This is a genomic window from Massilia sp. AB1 (assembly GCF_018119385.1).
GTDB lineage: Bacteria > Pseudomonadota > Gammaproteobacteria > Burkholderiales > Burkholderiaceae_D > Telluria.
This window is the reverse complement of the sequence record NZ_JAGKSG010000071.1, coordinates 1-15795: the sequence shown is the minus strand read 5'-3', so window position 1 is coordinate 15795 and position 15795 is coordinate 1. Positions and strand designations below refer to the sequence as shown.

General features: G+C 65.9%; 16 protein-coding genes. 10 read left to right on the top strand and 6 right to left on the bottom strand.

Annotated elements, in window-relative coordinates:
* Together J8847_RS22890 and J8847_RS22885 are read right to left on the bottom strand one after the other, a co-directional pair.
* Positions 1 to 361 (bottom strand): tetratricopeptide repeat protein (locus tag J8847_RS22890; protein WP_211526987.1); only part of this gene is annotated, 361 nt, incomplete at its 3' end.
* Between the two features lie 56 nt (positions 362 to 417).
* A complete protein-coding gene (locus J8847_RS22885) occupies positions 418 to 672 on the bottom strand; it encodes a hypothetical protein (RefSeq protein ID WP_211526989.1) in 255 nt (84 codons plus the stop codon).
* Here J8847_RS22885 and J8847_RS22880 point away from each other — a divergent pair.
* Both J8847_RS22880 and J8847_RS22875 read left to right on the top strand, forming a co-directional pair.
* Positions 587 to 1615: a LacI family DNA-binding transcriptional regulator gene (locus tag J8847_RS22880; protein WP_211526986.1), complete on the top strand. Its 1029-nt coding sequence runs from the start codon at positions 587 to 589 to the stop codon at positions 1613 to 1615. The genes J8847_RS22885 and J8847_RS22880 overlap by 86 nt on opposite strands.
* Positions 1616 to 1867: 252 nt before the next feature.
* On the top strand, positions 1868 to 2989 hold the full coding sequence (locus tag J8847_RS22875; RefSeq protein ID WP_229513158.1) for a choice-of-anchor E domain-containing protein: 1122 nt from the start codon (positions 1868 to 1870) through the stop codon (positions 2987 to 2989).
* A 381-nt stretch (positions 2990 to 3370) separates the two neighbouring features.
* Here J8847_RS22875 and J8847_RS22870 read toward each other — a convergent pair whose 3' ends face one another.
* Positions 3371 to 3610, bottom strand: a complete 240-nt coding sequence (locus tag J8847_RS22870; protein WP_211526984.1) for a hypothetical protein — start codon at positions 3608 to 3610, stop codon at positions 3371 to 3373.
* Between the two features lie 199 nt (positions 3611 to 3809).
* On the opposite strand from J8847_RS22870, the gene J8847_RS22865 reads away from it, so the two are divergent.
* The 3 genes from J8847_RS22865 (at position 3810) to J8847_RS22855 (ending at position 6810) form a co-directional block, all read left to right on the top strand.
* Entirely contained in the window at positions 3810 to 4595 is a 786-nt protein-coding gene (locus tag J8847_RS22865) for a hypothetical protein (RefSeq protein ID WP_211526983.1), read from the top strand.
* A 71-nt stretch (positions 4596 to 4666) separates the two neighbouring features.
* A complete protein-coding gene (locus J8847_RS22860; RefSeq protein WP_211526982.1) occupies positions 4667 to 4912 on the top strand; it encodes a hypothetical protein in 246 nt (81 codons plus the stop codon).
* Between the two features lie 380 nt (positions 4913 to 5292).
* Positions 5293 to 6810 carry a BCCT family transporter gene (locus J8847_RS22855; RefSeq protein ID WP_211526981.1) on the top strand — a complete coding sequence of 506 codons (1518 nt, stop codon included), beginning with the start codon at positions 5293 to 5295 and terminating at the stop codon, positions 6808 to 6810.
* A 15-nt stretch (positions 6811 to 6825) separates the two neighbouring features.
* Here the strand turns inward: J8847_RS22855 and J8847_RS22850 are convergent, their stop codons facing one another.
* The 3 genes from J8847_RS22850 to J8847_RS22840 form a co-directional block, all read right to left on the bottom strand.
* Positions 6826 to 8532 (bottom strand): methyl-accepting chemotaxis protein, encoded by a 1707-nt coding sequence (locus J8847_RS22850; protein ID WP_229429601.1) that lies wholly within the window; start codon positions 8530 to 8532, stop codon positions 6826 to 6828.
* Positions 8533 to 8682: 150 nt separating this feature from the next.
* On the bottom strand, positions 8683 to 9711 hold the full coding sequence (locus J8847_RS22845; protein WP_211526980.1) for a M48 family metallopeptidase: 1029 nt from the start codon (positions 9709 to 9711) through the stop codon (positions 8683 to 8685).
* 7 nt (positions 9712 to 9718) lie between these two features.
* Positions 9719 to 10912, bottom strand: coding sequence for a YjgN family protein (locus J8847_RS22840; protein WP_211526979.1), 1194 nt, complete (start codon positions 10910 to 10912; stop codon positions 9719 to 9721).
* Positions 10913 to 11128: 216 nt separating this feature from the next.
* Here J8847_RS22840 and J8847_RS22835 point away from each other — a divergent pair, with 216 nt between their 5' ends.
* The 5 genes from J8847_RS22835 to J8847_RS22815 all read left to right on the top strand — a co-directional run bounded on the left by J8847_RS22835 (position 11129) and on the right by J8847_RS22815 (position 15702).
* Positions 11129 to 12811 (top strand): CTP synthase, encoded by a 1683-nt coding sequence (locus J8847_RS22835; protein ID WP_211526978.1) that lies wholly within the window; start codon positions 11129 to 11131, stop codon positions 12809 to 12811.
* Positions 12808 to 13662, top strand: a complete 855-nt coding sequence (gene kdsA / locus J8847_RS22830; RefSeq protein ID WP_211526977.1) for a 3-deoxy-8-phosphooctulonate synthase — start codon at positions 12808 to 12810, stop codon at positions 13660 to 13662. The genes J8847_RS22835 and kdsA overlap by 4 nt, the downstream gene beginning before the upstream one ends.
* Positions 13663 to 13735: 73 nt before the next feature.
* On the top strand, positions 13736 to 15019 hold the full coding sequence (gene eno / locus J8847_RS22825; protein WP_211526976.1) for a phosphopyruvate hydratase: 1284 nt from the start codon (positions 13736 to 13738) through the stop codon (positions 15017 to 15019).
* Between the two features lie 36 nt (positions 15020 to 15055).
* Complete coding sequence (ftsB, locus tag J8847_RS22820) at positions 15056 to 15403, top strand: cell division protein FtsB (protein WP_211526975.1); 348 nt, start codon at positions 15056 to 15058, stop codon at positions 15401 to 15403.
* A gap of 17 nt (positions 15404 to 15420) precedes the next feature.
* A complete protein-coding gene (locus J8847_RS22815; RefSeq protein WP_211526974.1) occupies positions 15421 to 15702 on the top strand; it encodes a DNA-binding protein in 282 nt (93 codons plus the stop codon).
* Positions 15703 to 15795 lie beyond the last annotated feature (93 nt).

Genomic DNA, 15795 nt, shown 5'->3' with positions numbered 1-15795 from the left:
CCGGCTGCAGCGCGATCGCGCGCGCATAGGCCTCGGCGGCTTGTTCCGGCCGGCCGCTCCACTGGTACAGGTTGCCCAGCGCCGACCAGACGTCGGCGTAGGCGGGCGAGGATGCCGCCGCCGCCCGCAGGTCGGCCTCCGCCTCGCTCCAGCGCTCCAGGCGCGTGAAGGCGATGCCGCGTCCCAGCAGCACGTCGGCATTGCCGGGCGAGCGCGCCAGCAGCGCGTCGTAGGCCGCCAGCGCCAGGGCCGGCTGGCCGCTGTTGGCGAGATCGCGCGCTTGCTTGTACTGCTCGTCGAAGGAAGGGGATGGTGCGGCGGGCTGGATGTCGGCGGGAGGCTGCTGGTAGTCGGCGGGCATGTAGAGTAGGTGCTTCTTGTCAATGCAGGCACTCTGCCCCAGGGGCGCGGGGAGCGTCAAGCGCAGCACGCATTCCGCGCCGCACGCGCGTCAGAAAACGGCATCTCACCCACCAGATATTGACAAGCCAAGCCAAAACGTGGCGCAATCCGGTGTTCTGGAAAGCAGGCGGCACGCTGGATGCGCCGGAACCAGATAACGATAAGAACGAGAAACAGGAAGAAGATGAGCAGAAGCAGCGGCGGAAAAGCAAGAGGCACGGGGCGTACCACGCTTGAACAGGTAGCGGCACTGGCGGGGGTATCGATCATGACCGCTTCGCGCGCGCTCAGCCAGCCGCAGCTGGTGTCGGAAGCGACCCGCGCCAAGGTCGAGCACGCGGTCGGCGAACTGGGCTACGTGCCCAACCGGGCTGCGCGCGCCCTGGCCTCGGCGCAATCGAATGTGATCGTGGTGCTGGTGCCCTCGCTGTCGAATGCCGTGTTCCCGGCGGTCCTGGACGGCATCCATGAAGCGGTCGGGCCCAGCCGCTACCAGCTCCTGATCGGCAATACCCATTATTCGGACGCCGAGGAAGAGAAGCTCCTGCGCGTCTACCTGCAGTCGAATCCGGACGGCATCCTGCTGACCAGCATCACGCACAGCCCGCCGGTGGCGCAGATGCTGGCCAGCTCGCGCGTGCCGGTGGTGTCGATGATGGACCTGGCCAGCGGCCCGGACGCCTTGTCGGTGGGCTTCTCGCAGCACGATGCCGGCATGGAGATGACGCGCCACCTGATCGGGAAGGGCTACCGCCGCATCGCCTTCGTCGGCGCCCAGCTCGACGAGCGCACCCTGCGCCGCGCCGACGGCTACCGCCAGGCGATGCAGGAGGCCGGGCTGGCCGATCCGCGCCTGGAGATCATGGTGCCGGCGCCATCCACCATCGCGCTCGGCGCCGAACTGATGGAGCAGATGCTGGCCACGGCGCCCGACTGCGATGCGGTCTTCTTCTGCAACGACGACCTGGCCCACGGCGCCATCTACTACTGCCAGCGGCGCGGCATCCCGGTGCCGGAAAGGGTGGCGATCTGCGGCTTCAACGACTTGCCGGCGTCGGAACTGATGGTGCCTTCGCTGACCACGATCGATACGCCGCGCTACCGCATCGGCTTCGAAGCCGCCAGCCTGCTGCTGCAGGTCATCGCGGGCAAGGCGCCGGAACAGAAGCGCATCGACCTCGGCTTCACCTTGCGCCAGCGCGAAAGCACCTGATGCCGATGCCGGCGCAACCCGGACTGCCGGCCTCTGGTACTTGCTTGTTAGAAATAAATCGTAACTGTCGGTAAATTTTACAAGCCTCCTTGTCAACCCGCTCCGCATAAATCAAAAAAGTTAGCGTTATCAAAGGCTTGGCCAACTTGGCATGCTCCTTGCGTAAAGACGCGCAGTTCCAGCGATCGCGGGCCGTCGGCCCATGAGACGACTGGGATCTGACAACAAGGGATGAAAATGCTAAAGAGAACCATGCACCTGGCCATGCTATCGGCCATCGGTGCCGTGGCCATGCCTACGCTCGCCCACGCCACCCTCATCACGAGCTCGAGCAACACGTTCACGCTGAATCGTTCGGTCACCGATACCCTGGGCGCCAACAAGTCGGCATCCGATGGCGCCGTCGAACAGACCAACGTCAACCTGGGTACGACCAAGCTCGGGCAATTCAACAGCAGCACCGGTGTGCTGACCGGCGTCAACATTGGACTGAGCTCGACCTACAAGCAGACCAGCAGCGTGACCGCACCCGCGACCAATGCAGGCAGCAACGGGGGCAATGCCAATGCTTCCGGTACGGGCAGCAGCGCGATCAAGCTGACGGTGCCGACCGGGGTATCCGGCGCCGCCGCCAACCTGTCGGCGACCGACACCTGCGGCGGCAAGCCCAAGGAAGGCTGCAACAACGGCGCCACCTCGACCCCGCTCAATCACAACCTGACCATCGAATCGGCCAGCCTGAATGATTACGTCGGGGCGGGCACGGTCGACGTGAACCACACGGCGACTTCGCTGAAGGCCGAGACCACCCTGAACGGCTTCAACAGCCAGGCCAGCACGAACTCGACCCTCGACTGGTTCGGCTCGCTTACCGCCAACTACAGCTACCTGCTGCACGCGGAACAGTCCTTCGATCCCTGGGGCAGCAAGACGATGACCCTGGATTTCGGCTCGGTCTTCCAGGGCGACAGCGTGGCCGACCTGGTGTTCTTCTTCCACAACCTGGCGGGCGAGCGCGTCGGCATGAACATGACCGGCATCGCCGAAACCGGTGATCCCGACGATCAGTTCACGACCAATGTCGCCAGCGTCGGCACCCTGGCGGCGGGCACGAGCAAGCACTATGCGGCCAGCTTCCTGACGGACAAGGTGGGATCTTTTGGCGCGATGTACGAGTTCATCTTCGCCGACGCCGCGCCCGAAGGCAGCTATGCAGCGAGCACGCTGGGTTCCGGCTACAAGCTGACCTTGAACCTGAAGGGCAGCGTGGTCGAGCGTCCGGCCGACCCGGCCGAGGTGCCGGAGCCAGGTTCGTTGATGCTGCTGGGCATGGGGGCCGCCGCGCTCGGCCTGCGCCGCAAGCGCAAGGCCTGAACACCACTGCGCGATCATCCCTGCGCCTGCCATGTGCTTTACAAAAGCACATGGCAGGCGCTAATACCGTTCAGTTAGCGTATGAACGTCGTTCCGGCGAAGGCCGGAACCCAAGTTCTGCGTGAGCTATCGAAGCGCTTAACTTGGGCTCCGGCCTTCGCCGGAGCGACGGTTTTTCTGCTAACTGAACGGCATTACATGGCAGGCGCTTCATTCTGCTCGTCCAGATGGGCGCTTTCGCCTGTATGGGCATCATGGGCGTTGGCAGCTGCGGCAAGAGCGCAGCAGGCGCCAAGCGGGCGGCGCTGGATAAGCCTTCAATGTGCGCGACGATCCGGATACCCTGGTCGCGCGTATCCTGGCGAGTACGGCTGCCTGAATTCAGCGCGGAAGGGTCTGTTCCAGGAGCCTGGAAGCGGGGGCGATGAGCAGGACGCTCAGATAGCCCAGGAAGGAAAAGCAGCGCCACATGCAGGAAAAGCAGAAGGCGCACAGGATCCATTGGGCCAGGTTCTCCGGCAAAGGCAGTCCCGCCGACTCGAACACGAGCCGCGTCGATAGTACGGCCAGAACGGTCACCAGACCGCCGTACCACCACTGACTTTCCAATTTGGATCCCATTCGTCTCCTCCGGGCGAAAGACGTAGCCTACCACGGCTGAGTGGCTCAAAAGGTTGCACAAAACCACGCTTTTGTTGAAATTCCCCCCATCGGTGATGTGAGACTGCGGCCGGCGTCCGCTCTAGACTGCGGTTTTGCCGGTGGGCGCAGGAAACCAGACCCTTCCTGCGCGGCCGTCTTCACCAATTCCGGGGCCTCCATGAACACCATCCAACGCATCCTCCTGCTGACCGGCGCCTGCCTGTCGCTCAACGCCCAGGCGCAGTCCTTCGGCGACTTCCTGAAGAATTCCGCCGCCAATGCGGCGCGCGCCGCCGTGTCGGGCAACGTCGACCGCGCGGTCACCGGCGCCATCGACCGCGCTTTCCAGGGCAATCCGGAACAGGCGCAGGCACAGGCCCAGCCCCAGGTTCAAGCGCAGGCACAGGCTGCCCAGCCGGCCGACGCCGCCGCCACGGCCGCGGCGCCGGTGGCCGCCAAGCCGCCGCTGCCCGCGGGCTGCAAGCGCATGAAGGGCGCCAACCTGCTGCTCGGCCCCAGGCCGGACAGCTTCGAACCCGCCGGCCTGTGGCCGGAAAACACCCAGTGCCCGGTCGGCAGCTTCCGCGATTTCGAGTTCAAGCAGGCGCGTGAAGCCAAGTACGCCTTCCGCGAAGCCAGCAAGATCCGCTGCCACGGCTGCGAGGGCGGTTACGCGTTCGATGCCTGGGGCGGCCATTCCCTGATCAAGAAGGGGAGCGACTATTCGGTCGAGTTCCCCAAGCTGCTGGCAAGCCTGAAGCGCGGCGAGAGCGTGAGCTGGAAGGGCAACCAGTACCATGTGTCGATCACCAACATCGGCGACCATCCGATCGGCGACACGCCCTGCAAGCAGTTCCATTACGTGCTCAAGGACGCCGGCAAGCTGGTGTCCGAATACGACGGCATGTATTGCGAATACACCCGCCCCTACATCAGCAAGCCGACCTGGAACGAAGTCGTCTAAGGCGAACGCCGTCGCTTCGTGCTCTGTGCCACACTGGTCTTCCGAATCACCATCGCGGCAAGGAGCTCAGCATGACGAACGATCAGCAGAACAAGAACCTGCAGAACGGTCAGGTACAGGCGACCGACCTGCAAGGTCATCAGCAAGGCAACCAGCAGGGCGGCAATCAAGGCGGGCAGGGCCAGAGCGAGCAGAAGGCGCCCGAGGCGAAACCGGGCGACGTCGACGGCCTCAGGAACAAGAAGCCGGAAGAACTGACCCCGGAAGAGCTGCGCTTGATGGCCGACACCATGCCGGGCGAGGGGCCGGGCGACTGAATCCGCCCCCGCGCTCGTTGGCAACCGAATGCACCACATCGCCCGCACTACGCGGGCGTTGTCTTTTCACTCGTTCTTGCGCAGCTCCTCGACGAGGGCAGCGTCGTTACAGTTTCATACAGAGAATCTATATTTGTACAAATAAATTGTTTTCTGTATAATCCACCCGCTGGCCCCGCCAGTCTCTTCGCCACCCGGCGGCGCATCCATGTTCCGGCAAGCGCCTTCCCGTTGCTGCGGCCGCTCCTTAGCGCGCGCCGAACCGCAAGTGGCACGTACCAGCTTACCGATCGCCTTTTGCCCACGCCGGTTCACGGCATCGGCCAGCCCGCCGTTTGCCCGCCGTTCGCCGCAGCGGCGCTTGCTTCATCGAGGTCCTTATGCAAATGCTCTTTTCCGCAGGTTTCATTTTCCTGATCGTGCTATGGGGGATCGCCGCCCCCGAGCACATGGCGACGACGCTCGACGCCATGCTGGCGTCCCTGACCCGCAACTTCGGCTGGTTCTACCTCTGGGTCGTGCTCGGGCTGGTGCTGTTCGCCGCCTTCGTTGCGTTCAGCCGCTACGGCAACCTCAAGCTCGGCAACGAGGACGAGGAGCCCGAGTTCACGGTGGGCAGCTGGTTCGCCATGCTGTTCGCGGCGGGCATGGGCATCGGCCTGGTGTTCTGGAGCGTGGCCGAGCCGATTTCCCATTACGTGACGGCGCCCCCGGGCGTGACCGCCGGCACGCCGGAAGCGGCCAACGCGGCGATGCGCTACGTCTTCTTCCACTGGGGCGTGCATCCCTGGGCCGTGTACAGCGTGGTCGCCCTGGCGATCGCCTTCTTCCAATACCGCCGGGCCGGCACGCCGCTGATCAGCACCGTGACCGATTCGCTGCCCTGGCGTCCCGTGCGCGCCATGTCGGGACTGTTCAACGTGCTGGCGGTGGTGGCCACCGCCTTCGGCGTCGCCTCCTCGCTGGGCATGGGCGCGCTGCAGATCAACAGCGGCCTGCACGCGGTCTTCGGCCTCGAGATCGGCGAAACCTGGCAGGTGGCGATCATCGTGGTCACCACCGCCGTCTTTGTGAGCTCGGCGGTGTCGGGGGTGGAGCAGGGCGTCAAGCTGCTGTCGAACGCCAACATGCTGCTGGCGCTGATGCTGGCGCTGGCCGTGTTCCTGCTCGGCCCGACGGTGGCGATCATCGACACCTTGACCAATACCCTGGGCAGCTATGTCAGCGACATCGTCCGCATGAGCTTGCGCGCCACGCCTTTCCGCGACAGTTCCTGGGTCGCGAACTGGACCATTTTCTATTGGGCCTGGTGGATTTCCTGGTCGCCGTTCGTGGGCCTGTTCATCGCGCGCGTCTCGCGCGGCCGCACGCTCAGGGAGTTCATCATCGGCACGGTGCTCGCGCCCTCGCTGGCGGCCTTCCTGTGGTTCTCGGTGTTCGGCGGCAGCGCGCTCACGATGCAGATCTGGCAGCACGTGCCGCTCGCCGAGACCGTCAAGTCCGACGTGGCGCTGGCGCTGTTCGACATGCTGCACGCCTTGCCCTTCGGGCAGCTCATGTCGGTGGCGGCGACCGTGCTGGTGCTGGTGTTCTTCGTGACTTCGGGCGACTCGGCGGTGCTGGTGCTCGGCATGATGAGCAGCAAGGGCAACCCGAATCCATCCGGCCGGGTCAAGATCGTCTGGGGGATGCTGATCGCGGGGATCGCGATCAGTTTGCTGCTGGCGGGAGGGCTGAAGGCGGTGCAGACCGCGACCATCCTGTTCGCGCTGCCGTTCGCACTGGTGATCGTGCTGATGGTGATTGCCCTGTGGCGGGCACTGCGCGAGGACTGGATCGTGGAAAACAGGCGCGAGAAGGAGATGCGCCGGCGCATGCGGGAGATCGTGTCCCGCTAGCGCCGGCGCCGAGGATCAGAACTGTTCCCAGTCTCCGTCGGCGGTGGCGGCGGTGGTCTTGGCCGAAGGACGCGTAGCCTTGGCCGGGGCAGGGCGCTTCAGCGCTGCGCTGGCGCGCAGGGCCGGCACGCCGGCTGCGGGGCGGGCTGCCGGAGCGGCAGGCGCGCGCTGCTCGTGTCCGAGCTTGAACACGTCGACCACCTGCGCCAGGCGCGCGGCTTCCTGCTGCAGCGCGCTGGTGGCGGCGGTGGCTTCCTCGACCAGGGCGGCGTTCTGCTGGGTCGCTTCGTCCATCTGCGACATGGCCTGGTTGACCTGGTCGATGCCCTGGATCTGCTCCTGGCTGGCCGAGCTGATCTCGCCCATGATGTCGGTCACGCGGCGGATCGAGCTCACCACTTCCTGCATGGTGGCGCCGGTGTGGTCGACCAGCTTGGCGCCGGCGTCGACCTTCTCGACCGAGTCGCCGATCAGCTGCTTGATTTCCTTGGCGGCCGAGGCCGAGCGCTGGGCCAGGTTGCGCACTTCCGAAGCCACCACCGCGAAGCCGCGGCCCTGTTCGCCGGCGCGCGCCGCTTCCACGGCGGCGTTCAGCGCCAGGATGTTGGTCTGGAAGGCGATGCCGTCGATGACGCCGATGATGTCGACGATCTTGCGCGAGGATTCGTTGATCGAACCCATGGTCGCGATCACCTGCTCGACGGCGCTGCCGGCTTCGCTGGCCACGTTCGAGGCGGCGATCGCCAGCTGGTTGGCCTGGCGCGCGTTGTCGGCGTTCTGGCGCACGGTGCCGGTGAGTTCTTCCATCGAGGCGGCGGTTTCCTCCAGCGAGGCGGCTTGCTGCTCGGTGCGGCTGGAAAGGTCGAAGCTGCCGGCGGCGATCTCGCTCGAGGCGCCGCTGATGGCCTGGGTGCCGGTGCGCACTTCGGTGACGATGCGCGCCAGGCTGTCGTTCATGTTGCGCAGCGCGCGCAGCAGGGCGCCGGTCTCGTCGCCGCGCGCGGTCTCGATGCGGTGGGTCAGGTCGCCCGCGGCCACGGTCTCGGCGGCGCGCACGGCGTCGCGCAGCGGCACGGTGATCGAACGGGTCAGCAGCCAGGAGAACACGGCCCCCAGGGCCAGCGCGGCCGCGGCCAGCGAGGCGATCACGGCCTTGCCGCGGACGGCGGTGGCGTCGATCTCGGCGGCGCTGGCGGCGATGCGCTTGTGCTGCAGGTCGAGCAGGGTGCGCACCTGTTCCTGGTAGGCCTTGGCGGCCGGGGTGAACTGCTGTTCCAGGATCTGGTCGGCCAGCTCGACGTTGCCTTCGGCCTTGGCCTTGACGGCGTTGTCGCGCGCCGCGCTGTAGGCCTTGCGGTGTTCCTGGACCGCCTTGAACAGGGCGGTCTCGTCGTCGCCGCTGATCAGGGGCTCGATCTTCTTGATCAGCTCAGTGGACAGCTTGCCGGTGGCGGCGGCGTCCTGCTTGAAATAGTCGCCCAGCGAAGGATCGCTGCTCTTGACGATGGCGGCGGTGCGGCGCACGGCGGCGAAGATCTGGGTGTACCACTCCGCGATCATGCGCTCCTTGGCGATCGGCTGGGCGAGGATCTCGCGCGTTTCGTCGGCCACCTGATTGAGGCGCCAGACGCCGCTGGCGGCGATGACGACGGTCATCAGGAGGGTCAGGGCGAAGCCGGCCGTGAGCCGGGTGCCGATATTGAGCTTGTTGAAGTTGATCATGTTGGATGGCGGTGCGGATCCGGACCTCCAGGGACCGTTCGCACCTTGCCGCACAGGAAGTCGAAAGTCGCAATTATTGCCTAAGGGCAATATCGATGTGTGACTTTCGCCTTCGACTGTGGCGTTTCCAACACAAGATTGCCAAATTGCTCAGTCTTCCTGGGCTGCCTTGTGCAGGCGCGCCGCCCGTGCTGCGCTGGCCGGATGGGTCGAGACATAGCCTGCCGGGATGTCGATCCAGCTTTCCTCGGGCTCGTCCTTGCCCAGGTGTTCGAACACCTCGGCCATCGGCTCGAGGGAAATGCCGCGTGCGCGCAGGGTCTCGATGGCGAAGCTGTCGGCATCGGTTTCCATGGCGCGCGAGAACTTCATGTTCATCAGGAGGGCCGGTGCGCCGGCGGCGACGGCGCTGAAGTCGCCGAACAGGGTAGCCGACAGCGCGGCGGTGAGCGAGGCGCGGGTCAGCGAGCGCGCCGAGTGCCGCAGGCGCACGTGGCCGGCTTCGTGGGCGATGATGCCGGCCAGGGCGGCGGACGCGTAGTCGTCCAGCTCGTCCTCGCCGAGGATCATCTTGACCATCTGGTCGGTCAGGATGATGGTGCCGTCGGGCAGGGCCAGGGCGTTGGGGCCGAACTGCGCCGAATCGCGCACCAGCAGCCGCAGCTTCATGCCGGGCGGCGTCACCGACTGCTTGATGGCTTCCAGCTCGGCCAGGCGCTCGTCGCTGAAGCGCGAAGGCTTGATCATCTGCTGCCTTTCCAGCACGGCGAGGGCATTCGCGCCGAGCGACTGGTCGACCTCGGCCGGCAGGGCGGCCGCGATGCGTTCGCTGGCCGCGGGGATGCCCCATTTGACGGTGGCGCCGATCAGGAGCACCAGCAGCACCAGGCAGGCCAGCGCCGCGCCGGTGCGTTCCTGCCAGCGCTGGACGCGCGACTTGCGGTAGCCGAGCGTCTCGGCCAGCCAGCCCCGGCCCGCGGCATCGTTCACCTCGCAGCGGGCGCCGTCCGGCAGGTAGAGCACGGCGGGCGCGCCGGCGAAGGGTTCGGCCAGCGCGACGCCGGACAGGGGATAGCTGCGCTCGACCGCGCCGCGCAGCAGCAGGGCGCCGTCGTTCGCGGCGAGTTCGACTTCGTGGAGGCGGGCGCTGAGGCCGTCGAAAAAGAGTGCGTTGGTCATCAAGTCCTCACCAGGAAAGGTCGATCCCGAGGGCGTCGCTGGCGCCGTCGCCGGCCGCGTTGCGGCGGCCCTGCGCGGCGCGCGCCATGGCCTGTTCGAAGCCTTCGTCGAACTCGACCTGCAGGTGCCGCAGCCGGAAGCGATGCACGGCCACCACGGCGAAGGGGCGGTAGAGGCCGAGCGTGAGCAGGGTCAGCACCGCGTTCTTCGTCTGCAGCAGCATGAAGCCCTTGGCGGGCAGGGTGGAGCGGATCCGCACGCCGGGGAAACTGGTGTTCGACCAGGCCAGGTTGCCGATGCGGGCCTGCATGTAGGGCCCGGCCATCAGGTAGCTGATATAGGCGATCACGATGCCCAGCGCCATGGGAAGGAAGGTGGCGGCCGCGGCGCCGAGGGACTTCTTCTCGAGCAGGGCGATCCCGAAGGCCGCCGCCATGCCGATCGCGATCACGGCGCCGAAGAGGCTCAGGCCGGCGATCAGGTAGGGGCGGTAGAAGCGCCATGCGCTGAGTTCGTAGCGCGAGTGCTGGTCGCCGAACAGCAGGTGGCGCTGCTGGTAGTTGCGTGCGCGGCCATGCATCAGCGGCCAGGCCAGCAGGAGCAGGAAGGGCGCGCCTGCCAGCGCGGGCTGTTCCGGATAGAGCGCCAGCAGCACGGTAGGAAGCAGGAAGACGGCCAGCGGAGGCAGGTAGGCCAGGTAGGCTGCGCCGACGCCGCCGCCGAAGCCCAGCCACAGGCCGCGGTACTGGGTGTTCGACAGGCGGAAGCGCAGGGCGCCGCGCAGCAGGTAGGGCATGGCCAGCATGACGAAGGCCATCACCGCGACGCCCACCTGGAGCGAGAAGCCGAACGCATATTGATAGGCGACCAGCAGGACGAAGGCCAGGATGCGGCCGCGCAGGACGGCCTTGGGATCGCCGCGGAAGTCGAAGCAGGCGCCGGCCAGCTGGGTGTTGCGGTCGAAGTATTGCAGGCGCCGGACCTTGGCCCAGGCCGAGTACAGGCCGAGCGTTGCCAGGGTGAGCAGCAGGTTGATCATCCAGATGCGGAAGTATTCCTTGCCGCTGCCGGTGAAGAGCGGGACGTGGACCTGCGGCGCGGGTGCGGCGGCTGCGGGCGCAGGCTCGGCGGCGGCGGGGACGACGGGAGGCACCGCGGCCGGAGGCGCTGCGGCGGAAACGACATCAGGTGCGATGGACATGACTACCCGGGAAAAAGACAAGAGCAGCCATCATATGCACAATCGGCTCGATAATAAAGTATTAATGCATGTTGGATGAAGGCATGACTCCGGGCGTCTTCTTTTTATGACGAGCGGCCCGCGCCGGCCAGGAAGTTGGCTGCTTGGACAGAAGTATTTGCAGGTTTAAGGTATAATTTCAATTTCCCGCGCGTGCCGTCCGGCACTTTCTGCACAATGACCAAATTTGTCTTCGTCACTGGCGGCGTCGTGTCTTCCCTGGGCAAAGGGATCGCGGCCGCTTCCCTCGCCGCGATCCTGGAGAGCCGCGGCCTCAAAGTCACCATGCTCAAGCTCGACCCGTACATCAACGTGGATCCGGGCACGATGAGCCCCACCCAGCACGGCGAAGTGTTCGTCACCGACGACGGCGCCGAGACCGACCTGGACCTCGGCCACTACGAGCGCTTCATCAGCACCCGCATGAAGAAGGTGAACAACTTCACCACCGGCCAGATCTACGAATCGGTGATCCGCAAGGAACGCCGCGGCGAATACCTGGGCAAGACCGTGCAGGTGATCCCGCACATCACCAACGAGATCCAGGACTACATCCGCCGCGGCGCCGAAGGCGTGGACGTGGCGCTGGTCGAGATCGGCGGCACCGTGGGCGACATCGAATCGCTGCCCTTCCTGGAAGCGGCGCGCCAGCTGTCGCTGCGCCAGGGCCGCAAGGGCGCGGCCTTCGTGCACCTGACCCTGGTCCCCTACATCTCGTCGGCCGGCGAACTGAAGACCAAGCCGACCCAGCACAGCGTGCAGAAGCTGCGCGAGATCGGCATCTCGCCGAACGCGCTGCTGTGCCGCGCCGACCGCCGCATCCCGGACGACGAGCGCGCCAAGATCTCGCTGTTCGCCAACGTGGAAGAGCAGGCCGTGATCTCGGTGTGGGACGTGGACACCATCTACAAGGTGCCGCAGGTGCTGCACGACCAGGGCCTGGACGACATCATCTGCGAGGCGCTCGGCATCGAGGCGCCGAAGGCCGACCTGTCGATGTGGACCAAGCTGATCCACACCCTGGAAAACCCGAAACGCGAAGTCACCATCGGCATGGTGGGCAAGTACGTCGACCTGATCGAATCGTACAAGTCGCTGACCGAGGCGCTGCGCCACGCCGGCATCCACACCGAAAGCCGGGTCAACATCGAATACCTCGACTCGGAAGAGATCGAAAGCAAGGGCTGCGATCACCTGGCCAAGTACGACGCCATCCTGGTGCCGGGCGGCTTCGGCAAGCGCGGCGTGGAAGGCAAGATCCAGGCCGCCCGCTATGCGCGCGAGAACAAGATCCCTTACCTGGGCATCTGCCTCGGCATGCAGGTCGCGCTGATCGAGTACGCCCGCCACGTGGCCGGCCTGCCGAACGCGAACTCGACCGAATTCGACCCCGAGACCGACCAGCCGGTCGTGGCCCTGATCACCGAGTGGCAGAACCACGACGGCAAGGTCGAGAAGCGCGACACCAACTCCGACCTGGGCGGCACCATGCGCCTGGGCGCGCAGACCTGCGCGGTGAATCCGGGCACCCTGTCGGCCGAGATCTACGGCAACGTGGTGACCGAGCGCCACCGCCACCGCTACGAAGGCAACAACTTCTACCTGCCGAAGATTGAAGCGGCCGGCCTGGTGGTCGCGGCGCGCACCCCGAACGAAGACCTGCTGGAAATCATGGAGCTGCCACGCGATGCGCACCCGTGGTACGTGGGCGTGCAGTTCCACCCGGAGTTCAAGTCGACTCCGCGTAACGGCCACCCGCTCTTCACCTCGTTCATCAAGGCCGCCCTGGCGCACCAGTCGGCCAACACCAACGTGGCGGCGAACGCACAAGCGCCGGCACTGCAAGGAGATGCAGCATGAAACTCGCCGGATTCGACGTCGGCCTCGACAAGCCAATCTTCCTGATCGCAGGCACCTGCGTGATCGAATCGCGCCAGATGGCGATCGACACCGCCGGCACGCTGAAGGAAATCACCAGCGCGCTGGGCATCCCGTTCATCTACAAGTCGTCCTTCGACAAGGCCAACCGCTCGTCGGGCAAGTCCTTCCGCGGTCCGGGCATGGAGAAGGGCCTGGAGATCCTGGCCGACGTGCGCAAGGAAATCGGCGTGCCGGTCCTGACCGACGTCCACACCGAAGAAGAGATCCCGGTGGTGGCCAGCGTCGTCGACGTGCTGCAGACCCCGGCCTTCCTGTGCCGCCAGACCGACTTCATCAACGCCTGCGCGCGTTCGGGCAAGCCGGTCAACATCAAGAAGGGCCAGTTCCTGGCTCCGGGCGACATGAAGAACGTGATCGACAAGGCACGCGCCGCCGCGCGCGAAGCGGGCCTGCCGGAAGATAACTTCATGGCTTGCGAACGCGGCGTCTCCTTCGGCTACAACAACCTGGTCTCGGACATGCGTTCGCTGGCCATCATGCGAGAATCGAACTGCCCGGTGGTGTTCGACGCGACCCACTCGGTGCAGCTGCCGGGCGGCCAGGGCACCTCGTCCGGCGGCCAGCGCGAGCACATCCCGGTCCTGTCGCGCGCCGCCGTGGCGTCGGGGATCGCCGGCCTGTTCATGGAGACCCACCCTGATCCGGCCAATGCGCTGTCGGACGGCCCGAACGCCGTCCCTCTCGGCCGCATGAAGGAACTCTTGACTACCCTCGTCGAGATCGACCGCATCGTCAAGAAGACCGGCTTCCTGGAAGCGGACTTCAAGTAACAGCATCTATGGTGCGCGCCCTGCGGCTAGGCGCGCACCGTCACGTCTTTCATACCTTTCGGAGATTGTTTACATGAGTGCTATTGTTGATATCATCGGCCGCGAAATCATCGACTCGCGCGGTAACCCGACCGTCGAGTGCGACGTGCTGCTGGAATCGGGCGTGATGGGCCGCGCCGCGGTGCCGTCGGGCGCCTCGACCGGCTCGCGCGAGGCGATCGAGCTGCGTGACGGCGATCCGAAGCGTTACTTCGGCAAGGGCGTGCTGCAAGCCTGCGAAAATATCAACACCGAGATCTCCGAAGCGATCATGGGCCTGGACGCCAACGAACAGGCTTTCCTGGACCGCACCCTGATCGATCTCGACGGCACCGAAAACAAGAGCCGCCTGGGCGCCAACGCCATGCTGGCCGTGTCGATGGCCGTGGCCAAGGCAGCCGCCGAGGAAGCCGGCCTGCCGCTGTACCGCTACTTCGGCGGTTCGGGCGCGATGCAGATGCCGGTGCCGATGATGAACGTCATCAACGGCGGCGCGCACGCCGACAACAACCTGGACATCCAGGAATTCATGATCATCCCGGTGGGCGCTCCGTCGTTCAAGGAAGCCATCCGCTACGGCGCGGAAGTCTTCCACACCCTGAAGAAAATCCTGCATTCGAAGGGCCTGAGCACCGCCGTCGGCGACGAAGGCGGCTTCGCTCCCTCGGTCTCCAGCCATGAAGAAGCGATCAAGCTGATCATGCAGGCGATCGAGCAGGCGGGCTACGTGCCGGGCCAGGACATCGCGATCGGCCTGGACTGCGCCGCGAGCGAGTTCTACAAGGACGGCATGTACCACCTGGAAGGCGAGGGCCTGACCCTGTCGGCACAGGACTTCACCAACATGCTGGCCACCTGGTGCGACCGCTACCCGATCATCTCGATCGAGGACGCGATGCACGAAGGCGACTGGGACGGCTGGGCGATCCTGACCGCTGCCTTGGGCAAGCGCGTGCAGCTGGTGGGCGACGACCTGTTCGTCACCAACACCAAGATCCTGAAAGAGGGCATCCAGAAGGGCATCGGCAACTCGATCCTCATCAAGATCAACCAGATCGGCACCCTGACCGAGACCTTCGCCGCCATCGAGATGGCCAAGCGCGCCGGCTACACCGCCGTGATCTCGCACCGCTCGGGCGAGACCGAAGACTCGACCATCGCGGACATCGCGGTTGGCCTGAACGCCCTGCAGATCAAGACCGGCTCGATGTCGCGTTCGGACCGCATGGCCAAGTACAACCAGCTGCTGCGCATCGAGGAAGACCTGGGCGACGTCGCCACCTACCCGGGCCGCGACGCCTTCTACAACCTGAAGTAATCACCGCTGGCCGGCCTTGCGGCCGGCCTTCCGCTCATGCGCCTGATCACGATTACCCTTGCCGCTCTGCTCCTGCTGATCCAGTACCCGCTCTGGATCGGCAAGGGCGGCTGGCTGACCGTGGCGGACATGCGCGGGCAGGTCGAGGCCGTGCGCCTCAAGACCGAACAGCTCAAGGCGCGCAATGCCAAGCTCGAATCCGAAGTCCGCGACCTGAAAGAGGGAACGGGCGCGGTCGAGGAACGCGCGCGCTACGAGCTGGGCATGATCAAGCAAAACGAAATCTTCGTGCAGGTGCTGCGCAAGGACGAGCAGCCCGCGGTCTCGATGACCGTGCCGCCGCCGCCGCCCGCGCCGAAGGACAAGGACAAGCCGAAGCACTAAGCGCTTCGCCTCCCCGCATGACTTCCTCACATTCCCCTATCGATCCCGCTGCGCTCGATTCGCTCGACGCCATCGCGGACTGCCTGGCCGAGGCCTTCGAAGACGGCGACGGCCAGCTGATCGCGGCCGCGCTGCTGGCGGTATCGCAGTCGCCGGCGCTCCCCGGCCTGGCGGCCGCCGTCGGCGCGTCGCGCGAGCAGCTGCAGGCCGCACTCGCCTCCGGCGAATTCGACCTCGATCTCACCCTGGAGATCATGAAAGTGGTCGATCTTCATATGTCGGGCGGCAAGGCCGGCTGAACGGCTGTCTCCAGGCCGGTTGAACGCGTCGGGGGGGGGGGGGGCGCCCCCCCCCCCCCCCGGGGGGAGGGGGGGGGGGGGGGGGGGGGGGGG